At 73.2% G+C, this 14,578-nt stretch carries 12 protein-coding genes; 6 read left to right on the top strand and 6 right to left on the bottom strand.

The genetic code is table 11. From position 1 onward, the window contains the following. The gene (locus ACWEPL_RS07545; RefSeq protein ID WP_363962553.1) at positions 1–1,149 is read left to right on the top strand and encodes a thiolase domain-containing protein; all 1,149 of its coding nucleotides are present in this window, start codon (positions 1–3) and stop codon (positions 1,147–1,149) included. Continuing rightward, complete coding sequence (locus ACWEPL_RS07540) at positions 1,149–2,735, top strand: acyl-CoA synthetase (RefSeq protein WP_452435505.1); 1,587 nt, start codon at positions 1,149–1,151, stop codon at positions 2,733–2,735. The genes ACWEPL_RS07545 and ACWEPL_RS07540 overlap by 1 nt, the downstream gene beginning before the upstream one ends. Here the strand turns inward: ACWEPL_RS07540 and ACWEPL_RS07535 are convergent. The 3 genes from ACWEPL_RS07535 to ACWEPL_RS07525 all read right to left on the bottom strand — a co-directional run bounded on the left by ACWEPL_RS07535 (position 2,732) and on the right by ACWEPL_RS07525 (position 10,568). Then, a complete protein-coding gene (locus ACWEPL_RS07535; RefSeq protein WP_452435504.1) occupies positions 2,732–8,971 on the bottom strand; it encodes a tetratricopeptide repeat protein in 6,240 nt (2,079 codons plus the stop codon). The genes ACWEPL_RS07540 and ACWEPL_RS07535 overlap by 4 nt on opposite strands. An 87-nt stretch (positions 8,972–9,058) precedes the next feature. Beyond that, the gene (locus ACWEPL_RS07530; RefSeq protein ID WP_363962556.1) at positions 9,059–9,685 is read right to left on the bottom strand and encodes a LysE family translocator; all 627 of its coding nucleotides are present in this window, start codon (positions 9,683–9,685) and stop codon (positions 9,059–9,061) included. Positions 9,686–9,689: 4 nt separating this feature from the next. Continuing rightward, positions 9,690–10,568 carry a LysR family transcriptional regulator gene (locus ACWEPL_RS07525; protein ID WP_363962557.1) on the bottom strand — a complete coding sequence of 293 codons (879 nt, stop codon included), beginning with the start codon at positions 10,566–10,568 and terminating at the stop codon, positions 9,690–9,692. Positions 10,569–10,678: 110 nt separating this feature from the next. On the opposite strand from ACWEPL_RS07525, the gene ACWEPL_RS07520 reads away from it, so the two are divergent. Further along, positions 10,679–11,209 (top strand): cysteine dioxygenase, encoded by a 531-nt coding sequence (locus ACWEPL_RS07520; RefSeq protein WP_452435503.1) that lies wholly within the window; start codon positions 10,679–10,681, stop codon positions 11,207–11,209. Here ACWEPL_RS07520 and ACWEPL_RS07515 read toward each other — a convergent pair. Further along, on the bottom strand, positions 11,188–11,838 hold the full coding sequence (locus tag ACWEPL_RS07515; RefSeq protein WP_452435502.1) for an alpha/beta fold hydrolase: 651 nt from the start codon (positions 11,836–11,838) through the stop codon (positions 11,188–11,190). The two genes, ACWEPL_RS07520 and ACWEPL_RS07515, sit on opposite strands and share 22 nt — an antisense overlap. A gap of 69 nt (positions 11,839–11,907) precedes the next feature. Here ACWEPL_RS07515 and ACWEPL_RS07510 point away from each other — a divergent pair, with 69 nt between their 5' ends. Both ACWEPL_RS07510 and ACWEPL_RS07505 read left to right on the top strand, forming a co-directional pair. Further along, positions 11,908–12,492, top strand: coding sequence for an ArsR/SmtB family transcription factor (locus tag ACWEPL_RS07510; protein WP_452435501.1), 585 nt, complete (start codon positions 11,908–11,910; stop codon positions 12,490–12,492). Between the two features lie 14 nt (positions 12,493–12,506). Next, on the top strand, positions 12,507–12,788 hold the full coding sequence (locus ACWEPL_RS07505) for a hypothetical protein (RefSeq protein ID WP_452435500.1): 282 nt from the start codon (positions 12,507–12,509) through the stop codon (positions 12,786–12,788). On the opposite strand, the gene ACWEPL_RS07500 is transcribed toward ACWEPL_RS07505, so the two are convergent. Next, entirely contained in the window at positions 12,782–13,180 is a 399-nt protein-coding gene (locus tag ACWEPL_RS07500) for an ester cyclase (protein WP_452435499.1), read from the bottom strand. The genes ACWEPL_RS07505 and ACWEPL_RS07500 overlap by 7 nt on opposite strands. 86 nt (positions 13,181–13,266) lie before the next feature. Here ACWEPL_RS07500 and ACWEPL_RS07495 point away from each other — a divergent pair, with 86 nt between their 5' ends. Continuing rightward, complete coding sequence (locus ACWEPL_RS07495; protein WP_363962562.1) at positions 13,267–13,806, top strand: TetR/AcrR family transcriptional regulator; 540 nt, start codon at positions 13,267–13,269, stop codon at positions 13,804–13,806. A gap of 77 nt (positions 13,807–13,883) precedes the next feature. On the opposite strand, the gene ACWEPL_RS07490 is transcribed toward ACWEPL_RS07495, so the two are convergent. After that, positions 13,884–14,540: a hypothetical protein gene (locus ACWEPL_RS07490; RefSeq protein ID WP_452435498.1), complete on the bottom strand. Its 657-nt coding sequence runs from the start codon at positions 14,538–14,540 to the stop codon at positions 13,884–13,886. Positions 14,541–14,578: the final 38 nt, after the last annotated feature.

Raw genomic sequence — 14,578 nt, 5'->3', positions numbered from 1 at the left:
ATGGGCAACCGCTGTGCGGTCATCGGCGTCGGGCAGACGCACTACACGACCAAGCGCAGGGACGTGTCGATCGCCGGGCTGGTGCGCGAGGCGGCGCTGCGGGCGCTGGAGGACGCCGGGCTGTCGTTCAAGGACATCGACGCCGTGGTCATCGGCAAGGCGCCGGACCTGTTCGAGGGCGTGATGATGCCGGAGTCGTACCTGGCGGACGCCCTCGGCGCGGCGGGCAAGCCGATGATGCGGGTGCACACGGCGGGCAGCGTGGGCGGCTCCACGGCGCTGGTCGGCGCCAGCCTCATCCAGGGCGGCGTGCACGACCGGGTGCTGGTGGTGGCGTTCGAGAAGCAGTCGGAGTCGAACGCCACCTGGGCGCTGTCCACGCACCTGCCGTTCAACGCGTCGCTGGTCGTGGGGGCGGGCGGCTACTTCGCGCCGCACATCCGCGAGTACATGCGCAGATCGGGCGCGCCCGATCACATCGGGACGCTGGTGGCGGTCAAGGACCGGCTCAACGCGCTCAAGAACCCGTACGCGCACCTCAAGATCCCCGGCATCGACCAGAAGATGGTCGAGTCCACGCCGATGTTGTGGGAGCCGATCCGCTACCTGGAGACCTGCCCGTCCAGCGACGGCGCCTGCGCGATGGTGCTGTCGTCCGAGTCGAAGGTCACCGGCACCCCGGCCTGGGTGCACGGTACCGCCATGCGCTCCGAGCCGATCTTCCGCGCCGGGCGCGACACGGTCAGCCCGCAGGCGGGCAAGGACTGCGCGGCCGACGTCTACCGCCAGGCCGGCATCACCGACCCGCGGCGGCAGATCGACGTGGCCGAGACGTACGTGCCGTTCTCCTGGTACGAGCCGATGTGGCTGGAGAACCTGGGGTTCGCGGCGGACGGGGAGGGGTGGAAGCTCACCGAGTCGGGCGCGACGGCGCTCGACGGTGACACCCCGTGGAACGCCTCGGGCGGGGTGCTGTCGAGCAACCCGATCGGGGCGTCGGGACTGATCAGGTTCGCCGAGGCCGCGCTGCAGGTGCGCGGGATGGCGGGCGAGCACCAGGTGGACGGCGCCCGCACGGCGCTCGGCCACGCCTATGGCGGGGGAGCCCAGTTCTTCGCGATGTGGATCGTCGGACGGGAGAGACCCTGATGGAGTTCAACCACGCTGACCTGTTCGAAGGGCTCGCGGACGCGATCGGGGACAGGACCGCCGTCGTCTGCGGCCCGGACCGGCGCACCTACGCCGAGCTGGAGGCCGAGTCGAACCGGCTCGCCCACTACCTCATGGACCTGGGCGTCCAGCCCGGCGAGCACGTCGGCCTCCACCTCTACAACGGCGTCGAGTACGTGGCGGGCCTGCTGGCCGCGCTGAAGATCCGGGCCGTGCCGATCAACGTCAACTACCGCTACGTCGAGTCCGAGCTGCTCTACCTCTACCGCGACGCCGACATCCGGGCGCTGGTCTACGACGTGGAGTTCGACGCGCGGGTGGCCGCCGTGGCGGACCGGGCGCCGCTGCTGGAGCACCTGATCTCGGTGGGCGGGCCGTCGGCGATCGGCGCGGCGGTGCCGTACGAGACCGCTCTGGAGCGCGGGCGGCCGGAGCGCGGCTTCCCGGCGCGCTCGGGCAACGACGTCTACATCATCTACACCGGCGGCACCACGGGCATGCCCAAGGGGGCGATGTGGCGGGTCGAGGACCTGTTCATGGCCTTCGGCGGCGGCAATCCGTACGGCGAGCCGCGCGCCACCCCGCGCGAGGTGATCGACGAGGCCGTCAAGGCCGGCCCGATGGTCATGATGGCCGCGCCGCCGCTGATGCACGGGGCCGCGCAGATGGCCACGTTCATCGCCTGGTGGATGGGCGCGACCATGGTGTACGTGCGCAAGTTCGACGCCGAGGACGTGTGGCGCGCGGTCGAGCGCGAGCGCGTGTTCACCATGAACATCACCGGCGACGCCATGGCCAGGCCCCTGGCCGAGGCGCTGGAGAAGGGCGGCTACGACGTCTCGTCGCTGTTCGTGGTCAGCTCGACCGGGGCGATCCTGTCGGGCGCGGTACGCGACCGGCTCCAGAAGGCACTCCCGAACATCGGGATCCTGGACAACTTCGGCTCCACCGAGTCCGGCTTCACCGCGTCCGGCGTGGCCGGGTCCTCGCCGGAGAAGGGCCTGCGCTACCAGCCGAACTCCGTGGTCAAGCTGGCCGTGCTCGACGAGCGGCACCGGCCCGTCGAGCCCGGCTCCGGGCAGCTCGGGACCGTCGCCAGGGCCGGGCGGGTGGCGTTCGGCTACTACAACGACCCCGAGAAGACGGCCCGCACGTTCGTCACCGACGCGGACGGCACCCGCTGGCTGCTGACCGGCGACCTGGCGACCGTGGACACCGACGGGACCGTGAACGTGTTCGGCCGCGGCTCGCAGTGCATCAACACCGGCGGGGAGAAGGTGTTCCCCGAGGAGGTCGAGGCGGTGCTCAAGGGGCATCCGTCGGTGTTCGACGCGGTGGTGACCGGGGTTCCGGACGAGCGGTGGGGGAACAGGGTCGCGGCCGTGGTGGAGCCGCGGCCGGGCGTCGAGGTCACGGCCGAGGAGCTGGACGCGCACTGCAGGACGCTGCTGTCGGGGTACAAGGTGCCTCGTACGTACGCGTTCGTGGAGGAGATGGTGCGCTCGCCGGCCGGCAAGGCCGACTACCGGTGGGCCCGCGAGACGGTCCAGGCCAGCGACGCCTAGAGCCGCTGCAGTTCCTCCTCGATCGCCGCCGTCTCGTCGCGCCTGCCCGTCTTCTCCAGCAGCGTCAGCCTGCCCCGCAGCACGTCGCGGAGCAGGTCGGGGACGCCGTCGTGGGCCGTCAGGTCCCGCAGCAGCCCCGCTGAGACGCGCAGCGCGGCGTCGGCGGCGTCGTCCCTGCCCAGCTCCTGCTGGCACAGGCCGAGCCGGGCGTGCGCCACGGCCCTGGACAGCTCGTCCCGGGTCACCTGCGTGGCGCGGTGGAAGACGAGCCCCGCCTCCAGCGCCCGGCCCGCCTCCATGAGGGCGTCGCCCAGCATGAGCATCGCCCTGGACAGCAGCTCGCGCTGCGTCGGGTTCCCCTGGCCGGAGCGCTGCTCCACGATGCTTCCCGGGCCGAACCGCTCCAGCGCCGCCACCGCCTCCCGCAGCGGCTGGATCGCCTCGGCGGCCAGGCCCCGCATCCTGAGCGCGGACGCCATCGTGAGGCAGGCGCCCGCCCGGCTGGTGTGCAGGGCCTGCGCGTTCACGCCGGTGGTCAGCAGCTCGTCGTAGATGCCGATGGCCTCCCGGGCCCTGGCCTCCGCCTCGGTCCCCTCGTCCAGCCCGAGCAGGGGCAGCAGCTCGGAGCTCTGCGCCAGGGAGTCGGCGAGCACGGCCTGGTACGTGAGATCGTCCGGCGACCGCCGGGCCCGCGGGATCAGCTCCTCGACGAGCGCGTTGGCCTCGGCGAGCTCGCCGCGCATCATGTGGCACCGTACGAGCCGCTGGGTGGCCAGGGTGTGCTTGAGCGTGCCCGGCGGCTGTCCGGCGGCGGCGATCCCGGCGTACTCGGCGGCCTCCTCCGGCCGCCCGGTGGCCAGCAGGTCGTCGGCGATCACCGCGGCGGTCTCGGCGGCCTCCCGCTGCTCCGACAGGTCCGTGTAGAGCCGCAACGCCTCCATGAGGTGCTCCAGCGCCTCCTGCTCCCTGCCGGCGGCCCGCAGCGCCCGCCCGCGCACCTGGATCGCCTGAGCCCGGACGCGGCGCAGCTCCGGGCCGGCTTCCGGGGCTCGGTCCAGCTCGGCCAGGGACCAGGTGATCGCCTCCAGGGCGGCCTGGGGGCGTTCGAGCATGGCCAGGGCGGCGCCGAGCCGGGCGTACGTGACGCCGGCCAGGGCCGGGTCGTCGAGCTCGTCGCAGAGGTCGGCGGCCCGCTCGCAGTGCGCCAGCGCCTCCACGGGGCGGCCCTGTTCGAGCAGCAGGACGGCGTAGCGGTTGAGGACGTCCGCCAGCACGTCGCCCGGCTGCCCGGCGAGGAGGTAGGCGGCCTGCTCCAGGACGGCGGGCTCGGCCTGGCCGTGCCGGGCGAGCGAGGCCAGCGCCAGGCCGAGCCGTCCGCGGTGGTCGTCGGAGAAGGCGGCCAGCCCTCGGTAGACCCGGACGGCCAGCTCCGCGCACAGCACCGCCGCGTCTTCCTGCGCCGTGCCTTCCTGGGCCGCACGTTCCTGCGCCGTGCCTTCCTTCGCGGCTGCGCCGAGCCGCGTCAGGCAGCGCCCGTACCGGTCGTGCACCTCGGCGCCGCCACCGCCGCTCAGCGGCACCTCCCGCTCCAGCGCGTCCGTGAAGGACGCGAGTGACGCAAGCAGCTCGGACGGGTCGCCCGGGAAGCCGGAGACCTCCTCGATGAGCGTTCCGAGCACATCCGTCCCGGGAAGCGGTCGCGTGTCGAGCATCCGGCGGTAGAGGGCGATGCCCGCAGCCGGTCCTTCCTCCTCGACCCGCATCCTGGCCAGCCGCGCGAGAGCCGGCAGGTGCACGCCGGCGAGCTCCGGCGGCGGGTCGGTCATCAGCTCGACGCCCTCGGCCAGCTTCGGCCCGGCCGCGCCGGGATCGTGCAGCTCGGCCAGGCACAGGCCGGCGAGCTCCAGGCAGGCGGCGGCGAGCACCCGGTCGTCGGCCGGCGTCATGACATCGAGGGCCCGTGTGGCCGACCGGAGTGCGCCTTCGACGTCCTGCCCGGCGAAGCGGGCGCCGCCCTGGAGGCACAGCGCCCCGGCGAGGGCGGAGGCGGTCGCGAGCCCTTCCGAGACGAGCCCGTCGTACAGCTCGACGAGCCGGTCGGCGGCAGCCTCCGCGCCGGCCCGGGGTAGCGCGGCCGTCTCCAGGATCAGCAGCTCGGCCAGCTCCGTACGGAACACGACGCTCGTCTCGGCCATCGGCTCGTAGGACTCGACGGCGGTGCGCAGGTGCGGCCTCGCCTCCTCGGCCCGCCCCAGGCTCACGAGCGCCCTGCCGAGCGCCGCCGCCACCATCCCCACGGCGATCGCGTGCGGCCGCTCCGGGCCGGGCTCGCGCTGTGGCGCGTCCGGTACGGGGTGGCGGCTCAGCAGCTCGGCGGCCTGCGTCGCGAGCACGAGCCCGTCCCCGGCCCGCCCCACGTCCGTCCAGGCCCGGGCGAGCACGGCCTGGGCGGAGATGTAGGCGTGTATCTCCGGCGTGCCGCCCCCCTCGGCCGCCTGCCGGCACTCCACCAGCCGCCGCTCCGCGCTGACCACGGCCTCCTCCGGCCGCGAGGTGACCAGCTCCAGCAGCCACGGCCGCCCACCCACGCGACCGGCGGCCGGTTCCGGCAGCCACGGCCGGCCACCCACGCGACCGGTGGCCGGTTCCGGCAACCACGGCCGGCCCCCCATATGGCCGCCCGCCGGCTCCGGCCGTCGGGCTCGCGCTCGCGCCTCGGACGCGTGCCGCGCGGGGGAGCCGTTCTCGGCCGTCAGGTCCTCGGGGCTCAGCCCGCCGTACAGCTCGGCGGCGAGCTCCAGCTGTGCCCGGCCGTCGGCGGGCCGCCCGAGCTCGTCCAGGCACAGGCCGAGCAGCCGCCTGGCGCGCGCCTCCGTGGCCGGGCGCCGGTCGGCCGCCACGCTCATGGCCTCCTGCAACGGCCCCAGCGCCGCCTCGGGCCGGTCGTCGACCAGCAGCAGCTCGCCCAGCTCCAGCAGCTGCCCCGTCAGGGTGTGACCGTGCTCGTCGGGCTCCAAGGCGACCAGAGCACGCAGGTTGCGTACGGCTTCGGCGGCGGACCGCACGGCGGCGTCCAGGTCGTCCAGCCGGGCATGGAGCCCTGCCAGCAGCCCGGCGGCGTCGGCGAGCATGGACCGCAGGCCGGGTTCCTGGGCGGCGAGGCCGCGCAGCCGTACGACGGCCTCCGAGGCGGGGACGACCGCGTCGGCCGGCCTGCCCTGCCCTTCGAGCCAGGCGGCCAGGAGGTGGAGGTGGTGGGCCAGATCCGTGTTCGTGGGGGCCACGCCCTTGACGGCCGCGGTGATGGCGACGGCGAGGCAGGCGGCCAGCTCGGGCAGCGCGCCGCCGTCCGCCTCCTCGAACGGCACCAGCGGCCCGGGCACCGGCACCGGCTCGGCTGTCCCCTTGGGCGGCCCCACGGCCGCGACGGGGAGCGCGCCGTGAGGCGGCGCGACGGTCGGGATGGGGAGCGCTCCGGGAGGTGGCGCGACGGTCGGGATGGGGAGCGCTCCGGGAGGTGGCGCGACGGTCGGGATGGGGAGCGCTCCGGGAGGTGGCGTGAGGGCCGGGGCGGCGAGCAACCTCATCGGCGGCGTGTCGTCCGGCCGGAACCCGGCCCCAGGATCCGGCGAAGGCGAAAAGATCGAGTGGGGGCGCACGCGTGGTTGCGTGGTCGGTTCGGGCCCCGGCCATGAGGTGACGGACTGCGGGGGTGCGGAGGTGAGCGCCGTCAGATGCATCGCGGTGCCGGCGTCGCCGCCCGCCGCCTCGAACGCCGCCACGGCCTCGTCCAGCCGCCCGAGCTCCAGCAGCGCGCACGCGACATTGTGGTGCGCCCGCGCCGCCTCCGCCGCGTACCCAGGGTCCTCCTCGGCCAGGATGCGGAACCTGGCCGCCGCCTCCTGCGCGGGCTTGAGCGCCGAACCGGCCTCACCCGCCAGCAGCAGGCATGCCCCCAGGCTGAACAGCGCCTCCGCCCGGCCGGCCGCCGCCTCGTACGGGGGAGCGGCCGCGTAGATCTCGACGGCCTCCGCCGCCGCCACGACCGCCTCGCCGACCCGCCCGACGGCCACCAGCCGCCCGGACAGCCAGGTCAACCCCGCGGCCTGCGCGATCCGCTCGCCACTCGCCCGGCGATGCCGTACGGCCAGCTCGCCGAGGGTGACGTGCAACGCCCGCAGCCCCAGCGCCCCGCCCCGCCCGCTCTCCAGCAGGCCGGACGCGGCCTCGGCGAGCTCCCGGTCGGCGGGGAACAGCGTGAGGGCGGCGTTGAGCAGGTCCCCGAGCCGGGTGGCGGGGTTCGCGGCGGCCTCGGTGACCATCGCGCCGATCCTGGCCCCGACCAGGGAGCGCAGCGCCGACCCGACCCGCGCCCGGTCGGCGGACAGGCGCAGGACGTGCAGCAGGTGGACGAGGTGGTGGACCGTGCGGCCCTCGTGATCGTGGAGGGCGAGCACGAGCTCGTCCAGGCCCTCCGTCTCGGCCAGGAGCTCCTCGGCGACGAGGTCGGGGCCCAGCTCGCCGCTCGGGAAGACGGCGCCCAGCCAGCGGGCCGCGTTCGTGGTGTGCCCGTGGAGCCCGGTCCCGCCACGCAGTCCGGGTACGGCCGTCAGCAGGCCCGGCAGCTCGGCAGGCGCCGGCGCGGTGAGCGTGAGCACCGCCACGGCCTGGCGTGCCGTCACGTCGTCCACGCGTTCGTGCTCGGCGGGCCACACCCGGGCCCACTGGTCGCTCTCCCGCGCCAGGAACCGGTGGAGCAGGCCGTCCCCGTGCGGCCGCATCGGCTGCGTGCGCAGGTCGGCGTCGCGGTCGCGTGCGTGCGCGGGCGGTTCGCCGTCGCGGGAGGGTGCGGGGTGCTCGTCGTCGCACAGCCGGAGCAGGGCCGCCAGGTGGACGTGGAGCGGGAGGCCGTACTCCGGGTCGTCGAGGCGGGGAGGGGCGGGCAGCGCGGCCCGGCTGGGGGCGAAGGCCTTCATGGCGGCGAGCGCGTGGTCCGTGCGCTCCGCCAGGGTGAGCGGGTGGGCGTTGAGCTGGACCGTCGTGGAGGTGAGCCGTCTCAGCCAGCCGCCGGCCGCCGTGTCGAGCCGCCGCCACCAGTCCGCCTCGCCGAGCTCGCGGGCCAGCAGCAGGAGCCGTACGCGGGGGTTGCGCCCGTGCTTGGCCAGGCGCCGTACCAGCTCGCCCACCAGGGGCGGGGACGGGTCAGGATGGTCCACCACGAGCAGGGTCGGGCGTAACGCCTCCAGGGCCCGGCCGGTCAGCGGGCCGCCTGCGGAGTCCAGCGGCAGGAATCCGGTGTCCCACCCGGCCTCGGCCAGCTCCGCGCAGAGCTCGCCCGCCAGCCTCGTCTTGCCCGTGCCGCTCCGGCCGGTCAGCACCGCGATCGACAGGGCGGCCGGTTCGGCGGCCCACGAGCGCAGGTCCGCCAGCTGCTCGTCCCTCCCCAGGAACGGCACCACCGCGTGCCGCGCCATCAGCAGCGTCCAGTCGGAGCAGTCCTGGGGCAGCCTCTCGCGGGCGGGGGTCAGGAGGTCGGCGATGATCACGGAGGGGTCGTCCTCCGCCACGGTCTCCATCCGGCCGGGCGCCACGCCCGCCAGCTCGCAGAACCGTTCGTCGCCCAGCAGCGCGGTCGCGGGCACCGCGTCCAGCTCGTGCGGCGCGGTCCCGGACGGGCCGGCGGCGACCACGCCGATGATCTGCCCGGCCGGCTCGGCGAGCAGGACGGCGCCCGACAGGCCCCGCGTGAGCGCGCCCGGCGGCGACTCGGGCCCGGGGCTCAGCACGCTGACCGCCAGGACCTTCGACACCGCGCCGGTGGGGGCGTCGACCAGGCCCGTCACGGTCTCCGCGTCCCGGATCCCGGCCCGCCGCCCCAGCCACGGGAACCCTCTGGCCACGCAGCGCACCCTGAAGCCCGTTGCCGCGCCCGAGGAGGCGGCCACCCTGGCCCAGCGGACGTGTTCGATGCCGGGGACGCCGGCCCAGGGGGCTCCGGCGACCCGCAGGAGCACCGTGCCCGCCCGCCCGCGCCATACCTGCTCGGCCTCGGCCCAGTGGCCCGAATCGGCCGCGCGTACCTGGCACGGCAGCCCGTGGGCCACCACGAGGCCGGAGGTCAGCACCAGATCGGCACCGATCGCATAGCCGGAGCCGGTCACGCCGACGAGGTCGTCGTGACCCGAGTAGACCTCGACGACCCGTTCGAGCCCGAGGCGGTGCGGTGGCGTGTCCATGAGGTCCGCCTCTTAGCTACGTCCCGACGTGCCGTCCCCCTGATCTGATCTCACTATCGCACTATGAGCCAGAAATTTCCTGGCTTGTCAGGCCTTCTCGGTTGTGAGCCAGGCCGCCAGCCCGAGGTAGACCAGCCCGCTGCCCACGTTCAGGCGGCGGCGCGCACGGGCGGACCCGCGCAGCCGGCCCGCCAGCGCCGACGAGAGCATCGCGTACGCGCCGTCGGACGCCATCCCCAGCACCAGCCACAGCGCCCCGAACAGCAGGATCTGCGGGCCGACGGGCCCTGCTTCCGGGTGGGTGAACAGCGGCAGGAACGTCAGGAAGAACAGGGCCGTCTTGGGGTTGAGGACGTTCACCACGAAGCCCTCCCAGAACAGCCGCCGCTTCGACTGCACGCGCAGCTCCAGCACCTGCTCGCCCTCTTCGCGCTGCATCAGCTTGCGTACGCCGAGCCAGAGCAGGTAGGCCACGCCCACGTACTTCACAATGGTGAACGCCGTGGCCGAGGCCGCCAGCAGCGCGCTGAGGCCCAGCGCCGCCGCCGCGATGTGGACGAGCGAGCCCGTGTGCACGCCGAGCACCGAGATCACGCCCGCGGCACGGCCCTGCGTGACGCTCCGGGTGACGATGTAGAGGACCGCCGGTCCGGGGACCACGAGCAGGCCGAGAGTGGCCACGCAGAAGAGCGCGAGAGTCGAAATTTCCGGCATGGGGTCATCGTAGAGGCGGCGTCAAAAGACTTTCCCGCAGCGCCGCCAGCAGCGCCTCCGTGGCCGGTGGGTGGGGCGGCTCGCCGTAGACGGCGGCGTACACGTGCCGGGTCGAGCCGGGCACCTCGGCCACCTGCACGTCCGGGTTGCGGTGGGCCCGCAGCGCCAGCCCCGGCAGCATGGTCAGGCCCAGCCCGGCCGCCACCAGGGCCTGCACGGCCACGATGTCGTCGCTGGTGAACGAGATCTGCGGGGTGAATCCCGCCTTCTCGCAGATCTCCAGCAAGTGGCTCCTGCACCGGTCGCATCCCGCGATCCAGGCAGAGTCCGCGTGGTCGGCCAGCCCGCCCGCCGGACCCTTGGCCACCAGGTAGCTGGGGTCGTCGAGGAGGTGGATCATGCGGATGTCGCCGTCCTCGGGCGCGGTGTCGTCGTACCGGAAGATCACGGCCACGTCCACCCGCCCGGACCGCAGCAGCCTGAGCGCCTCCGGCGGCTCGATCTCGGTGAGCTGCAGGCGCAGCCCTGGATGAGCGGCCGACAGCAGCCCCGCCGCCTTCGGGATGAACGTGCCCAGCGCCGAGGGGAACGCGGCCAGCCGTACGCGCCCCGAACGCAGCCCCACGTGCGCGGCGAGCTCCTCGGCGGTGGCGTCGAGACGGCCGATGATCTCGGCGGCCCGCTCGGCGAGCAGCCGGCCCGCCTCCGTGAGCCTGACGCCGCGCCCGACGCGCTGGACGAGCCGGGCCCCGGTCTCCGCCTCCAGCCGGGCCAGGTGGTGGCTGACCGAGGGCTGCGAGTAGTGGAGCTCCTTGGCGGCGGCGGTCAGCGAGCCCTTACGGGCGACCGCGACGAGAACGCGAAGGCGCACGACATCCAGCATTCATCGATCGTATCTATGAATGGGCCAGATAACTTCTGTTGGACCTATCGGTTGCGGTGTAGCACCGTAGAAGGGGAAGGATGATTGTCTGCTTTCCCTAGGGGGACACCATGAATATGGCCGCCACCACCGCCGCGCGGCCCGGCCTGGACGCGCTCGTGACCGGGGTCTCCGAGATCGTGGCGCGGCGGCTCGGTCGCGCCGAGACCGCGTTCGCCGTCGCGGACCTGCTGCGCGGCCGGCTTCCCGGGCTCGACATCCTCACGCCGCGCGAACGCGAGGGCTCGCCCGACGGCTACGTGTCCCGCCCGCTCCACTGCGAGGAGGACTTCTCCATCGTGAGCGTCGTGTGGCGTCCCGGCCAGGAGACGCAGATCCACGACCACGTGTCGTGGTGCGCGTTCGGCATCGTCAGCGGGATCGAGCACGAGACCCTCTACCGCGACATGGGCGATCATCTGGTCGAGATCGGGCGGGTCGACAACGGGCCCGGCGAGGTGAGCGGGTTCGCGCCGCCCGGCGACATCCACAAGGTCCGCAACACCAGCGACGAGGTGGGGCTGTCGATCCACGTGTACGGGGCGAACGTGGCCCGGCTCGGCAGCAGCGTGCGCCGCGTCTACGACCTGCCGGTGAGGTAACCCTCCAGGCGGTCGGCCAGCTCCTTCGGCCGGGCCAGCATGGGGGCGTGGCTGCCGTCGATCTCGTCGGGCGTGATGCCGAGCCGGTCGCGTACGACCCCGCGCATGAAATCGGGCGTGAAGAACCGGTCGTCCCGGCACAGCAGGAATCTCGTCGGCACGTCGGGCCACGCGTCGAGCGGCCACGGCTCTCCCATGGCCTTGTCCGCGTGGTCCCGTGACCTGGTCAGCAGCTCCTCGGCCACGTCTCCGGGCACGTCGTGCAGGAACAGGCCGATCGGGTCGGACATGTCCTTCGAGCCGAACCCCGTGTTGCCCCACCAGTCGGACGGCGGCTCGCCGGGGGCCGGGATCATGGCCGTGACCAGCACCAGAAGGTCGGCCGGCGTGCGGGCGCAGACGAGCGGCCCCACGAAGCCGCCCCACGAGTGCGCCACGACGACCAGGTCGCGCCGGCCTCCGACCGCCTCCACCACCGCGTCGGCGTGGTCGAGCAGGCCGGCGGACTCGTCCTCGACCGGCAGGCTCACCGCCACGGTGTCGTGCCCGCGGTCGCGCAGCTCGGGCTCCAGCAGATGCCAGTCCCACGCGGACCCGCCGCCCCCGTGGATCAGTGCGAACGTCGCCATGCCCCTCACCCTACCCCCCGATACGAAAATTTATTTGCGCAAATTTTCTTTCGCTTCTATGGTGGTTCCATGGCCACCGAGGAGAGTCGTCGGATCAAGGACCTCGACACGCTCAAGGCGTTGGGGCATCCGCTGCGCATGAAGCTCTACCGCGCGCTCAAGGTGACGGGCACGGCGACCGCCTCCCAGCTCGCCGGCCAGGTCGACGAGGCCGTCTCCCTGGTCAGCTACCACCTGCGCAAGCTGGCCACGCACGGCCTCATCGAGGAGGCGCAGGCGCGCGGCGACGCGCGGGAGCGCTGGTGGCGACCGGCAGACGACGGCATCAGCACCAGGGACGAGGACTTTCGCGACTCCCCTGAGAGCGCGGCCGTCCACTCCGCGGTGACACGCATATACGCCCGCCAGCGTAACGAGATGTATGAGAGCTACCTCGACACCCAGCACGCCTGGCCCGGTGACTGGCGCAACGCGGTCTTCAGTTCCGAGCGCATTCTCTCGCTGACGGCGGAGGAGCTGCAGCGGCTGGGCGACGAGATCAACGAGGTCATCGGGAAGTGGCGGGCACACGGGAAGGACGCTCGCGAGGCGGGCGACGTCGAGGGTCGCGAGAACGTGGCGGTGCACACGTACGGCTTCCCGTTCCGGACCTGACCGAGGAGGGTGTGATGTATCCGGAGTTGTATCTGTTCGTGGAGCGGGCGCGAGCCCGTGAGCTGCGGGCCGACGCGCGGCGGCACGCCCGCGCGGGCGAACTGAGGGCCGCCATGTGGCGGCGAGCCCGGGTGGGTGAGCTGGGGGCCGACATGCGGCGGCGAGCCTGGGTGGGTGAGCTGCGGCCCGGTGTGGAGCGTCGTCGCCCGGGCGGTTCGGTGGTCCGCGCCGTGGAGGTGCGCCTGGGCTGGGTGCTGGTGGAGGCGGGCCTGCGGCTGGTGCACCGGTATCACTGACCCAGGCCGAGCTGGTGGCGCATGGCCACCGAGTCCCTGATGGCCCAGTGCTCGACGATCCTGCCGTCCCTGACGCGGATCATGTCCATTCCCCGCACCTCGTAGCGACGCCCCGAGGCGGTGTGCGTGCCGCGGCTGAGGTAGACGTTGGTCGACAGGTCATCGGTGGAGATGTTCTGCTCCACCGTGACGGACATGTCATGAAAGCCCGTCCCGCCGGACAGGGCCCGTTCCCACTTCTCCCTCCACGCCGCCAGCCCGTGGTGGTCGCCGTCCGAGCCGCCTCGGTGGTCGATCACGCCGGGGTCGACGAGCGCCAGCCCCTCGTCGATCCGCCCGGCCCCGTAGAGCTCGATGATGCTCCGATGCACTTCACCGGCCGTCGCTGCCATTCCTGCCTCCCGCATTAAGTGGGGAACTCCCCGTTTAGTTGGCGTGACTAGACTAGATGGGGAGTTCCCCACTTAGCAGGAGAAGGATGGGATCGCGTCCTCGCCGGGCGGATGCGCAGCGCAACTACGACCGGCTGCTGGCCGCGGCCGCGCAGGTCTTCGCCGAACGCGGCACCGACGCGCCGCTCGACGACGTGGCCCGCCGGGCCGGGGTCGGCAACGCCACCATGTACCGACATTTCCCCACCCGTACGGATCTGCTGGTCGCCGTCTACGCGGACGAGGTCGCCCAGCTGTGCGCCCGCGGCCAGACCCTGTCGGCCGCCGGGTCGCCGGCGCAGGCGCTGCACGAATGGCTGCGGCTCTTCATGGACCACATCGCCTCCAAGCGCGACCTGGCCCTGGCGGTCACCGGCGACAGCGGCGCCACCGCGCTGGTGGCGCAGTGGCACGCGTCCATGCTCGCCACGGCCTCGGGCCTGCTGGACGCGGCCAGGCGGGCCGGCGCCGTACGGGCGGATCTCGACGTACGCGACCTGCTGACCCTGGTCAGAGGCATCGCACTGACCGCCGCGGACCGCGCCCAGTCCGACCGCCTCCTGGCGCTGATCGACTGGTCACGCTGATCGGCTGGTCACGCTGATCGGCCGGCTACGGTGATCGGCTGAACCCGGCGCCCCCGACACGCCGGAACCGTCCTTCTCTACTCGGCGGCGGTCGCCTGGGCGTCCTGCAGCTTCCGCATGGCCACCTTCGCCGCCCGCTTGCTCAGGCCCGGGTCGAACGTCCCGAAGAACCCGTCGCTCACCAGCAGCATGACGCTGTTCCCGGTCCCGATGAGCACGACGTCCGCCGCGAAACTCGGCTTGGAGTTCAGGGCGGGGATCGTCTTGCGGTGCCTGATCCCGTAGGCCCAGGTGCCGAACTTGCCGATGGAGAGCTTGGTGATGCCGGCCTTGGAGGAGCCGGAGTTCGCCTTGACCCCGGAGCAGTCGCGGACCATGACCTTGCCCACGGGCTCCCAGCGGGCCAGCCGCGCGGGAGTCCCGCTGATCAGGAACTGCTTGACGCCGGACGGCTTGCCCTCCTCGTCGATGAAGGCCGCCGCCTTGCTCGTGAGAATGGGCTTCAGCGCCTTGATGGCGCTCCGGCACTTCTTCGTGTGCGCCGACTCGGAGTCCAGCGCCTCACGGATGTGCTTCGGGTTCTCCGTGTACTGCTCGCCCAGGTCGCCGGGCGTGATCAGGGCCTCGCTCAACTGATCCGGGGTCAGCGGCTTGGCGGGGGCGGCGGCCACGGCGGGAGCCGTGGCGACCAGCAGGAAAGAGGCGGCGAGGCCGCCTAAGATCGCGGAACGCATGGAACGGATCTTAGGGGTCGCGCGGGCTCCCCAAACCG

The sequence above is a fragment of the Nonomuraea sp. NPDC004186 genome, from assembly GCF_053603495.1.
The sequence above is the reverse complement of the archived record's forward strand: the minus strand, read 5'-3'. Positions and strand labels throughout refer to the sequence as shown.

Coding starts and splice junctions, on each gene's coding strand:
- ACWEPL_RS07495 (WP_363962562.1), top strand. CDS start 13,267: ATGGGATCGCGTCCTCGCCGGGCGGATGCGCAGCGCAACTACGACCGG.
- ACWEPL_RS07515 (WP_452435502.1), bottom strand. CDS start 11,838: ATGGCGACGTTCGCACTGATCCACGGGGGCGGCGGGTCCGCGTGGGAC.
- ACWEPL_RS07510 (WP_452435501.1), top strand. CDS start 11,908: ATGGCCACCGAGGAGAGTCGTCGGATCAAGGACCTCGACACGCTCAAG.
- ACWEPL_RS07525 (WP_363962557.1), bottom strand. CDS start 10,568: ATGCTGGATGTCGTGCGCCTTCGCGTTCTCGTCGCGGTCGCCCGTAAG.
- ACWEPL_RS07530 (WP_363962556.1), bottom strand. CDS start 9,685: ATGCCGGAAATTTCGACTCTCGCGCTCTTCTGCGTGGCCACTCTCGGC.
- ACWEPL_RS07500 (WP_452435499.1), bottom strand. CDS start 13,180: ATGGCAGCGACGGCCGGTGAAGTGCATCGGAGCATCATCGAGCTCTAC.
- ACWEPL_RS07545 (WP_363962553.1), top strand. CDS start 1: ATGGGCAACCGCTGTGCGGTCATCGGCGTCGGGCAGACGCACTACACG.
- ACWEPL_RS07520 (WP_452435503.1), top strand. CDS start 10,679: ATGAATATGGCCGCCACCACCGCCGCGCGGCCCGGCCTGGACGCGCTC.
- ACWEPL_RS07505 (WP_452435500.1), top strand. CDS start 12,507: ATGTATCCGGAGTTGTATCTGTTCGTGGAGCGGGCGCGAGCCCGTGAG.
- ACWEPL_RS07535 (WP_452435504.1), bottom strand. CDS start 8,971: ATGGACACGCCACCGCACCGCCTCGGGCTCGAACGGGTCGTCGAGGTC.
- ACWEPL_RS07490 (WP_452435498.1), bottom strand. CDS start 14,540: ATGCGTTCCGCGATCTTAGGCGGCCTCGCCGCCTCTTTCCTGCTGGTC.
- ACWEPL_RS07540 (WP_452435505.1), top strand. CDS start 1,149: ATGGAGTTCAACCACGCTGACCTGTTCGAAGGGCTCGCGGACGCGATC.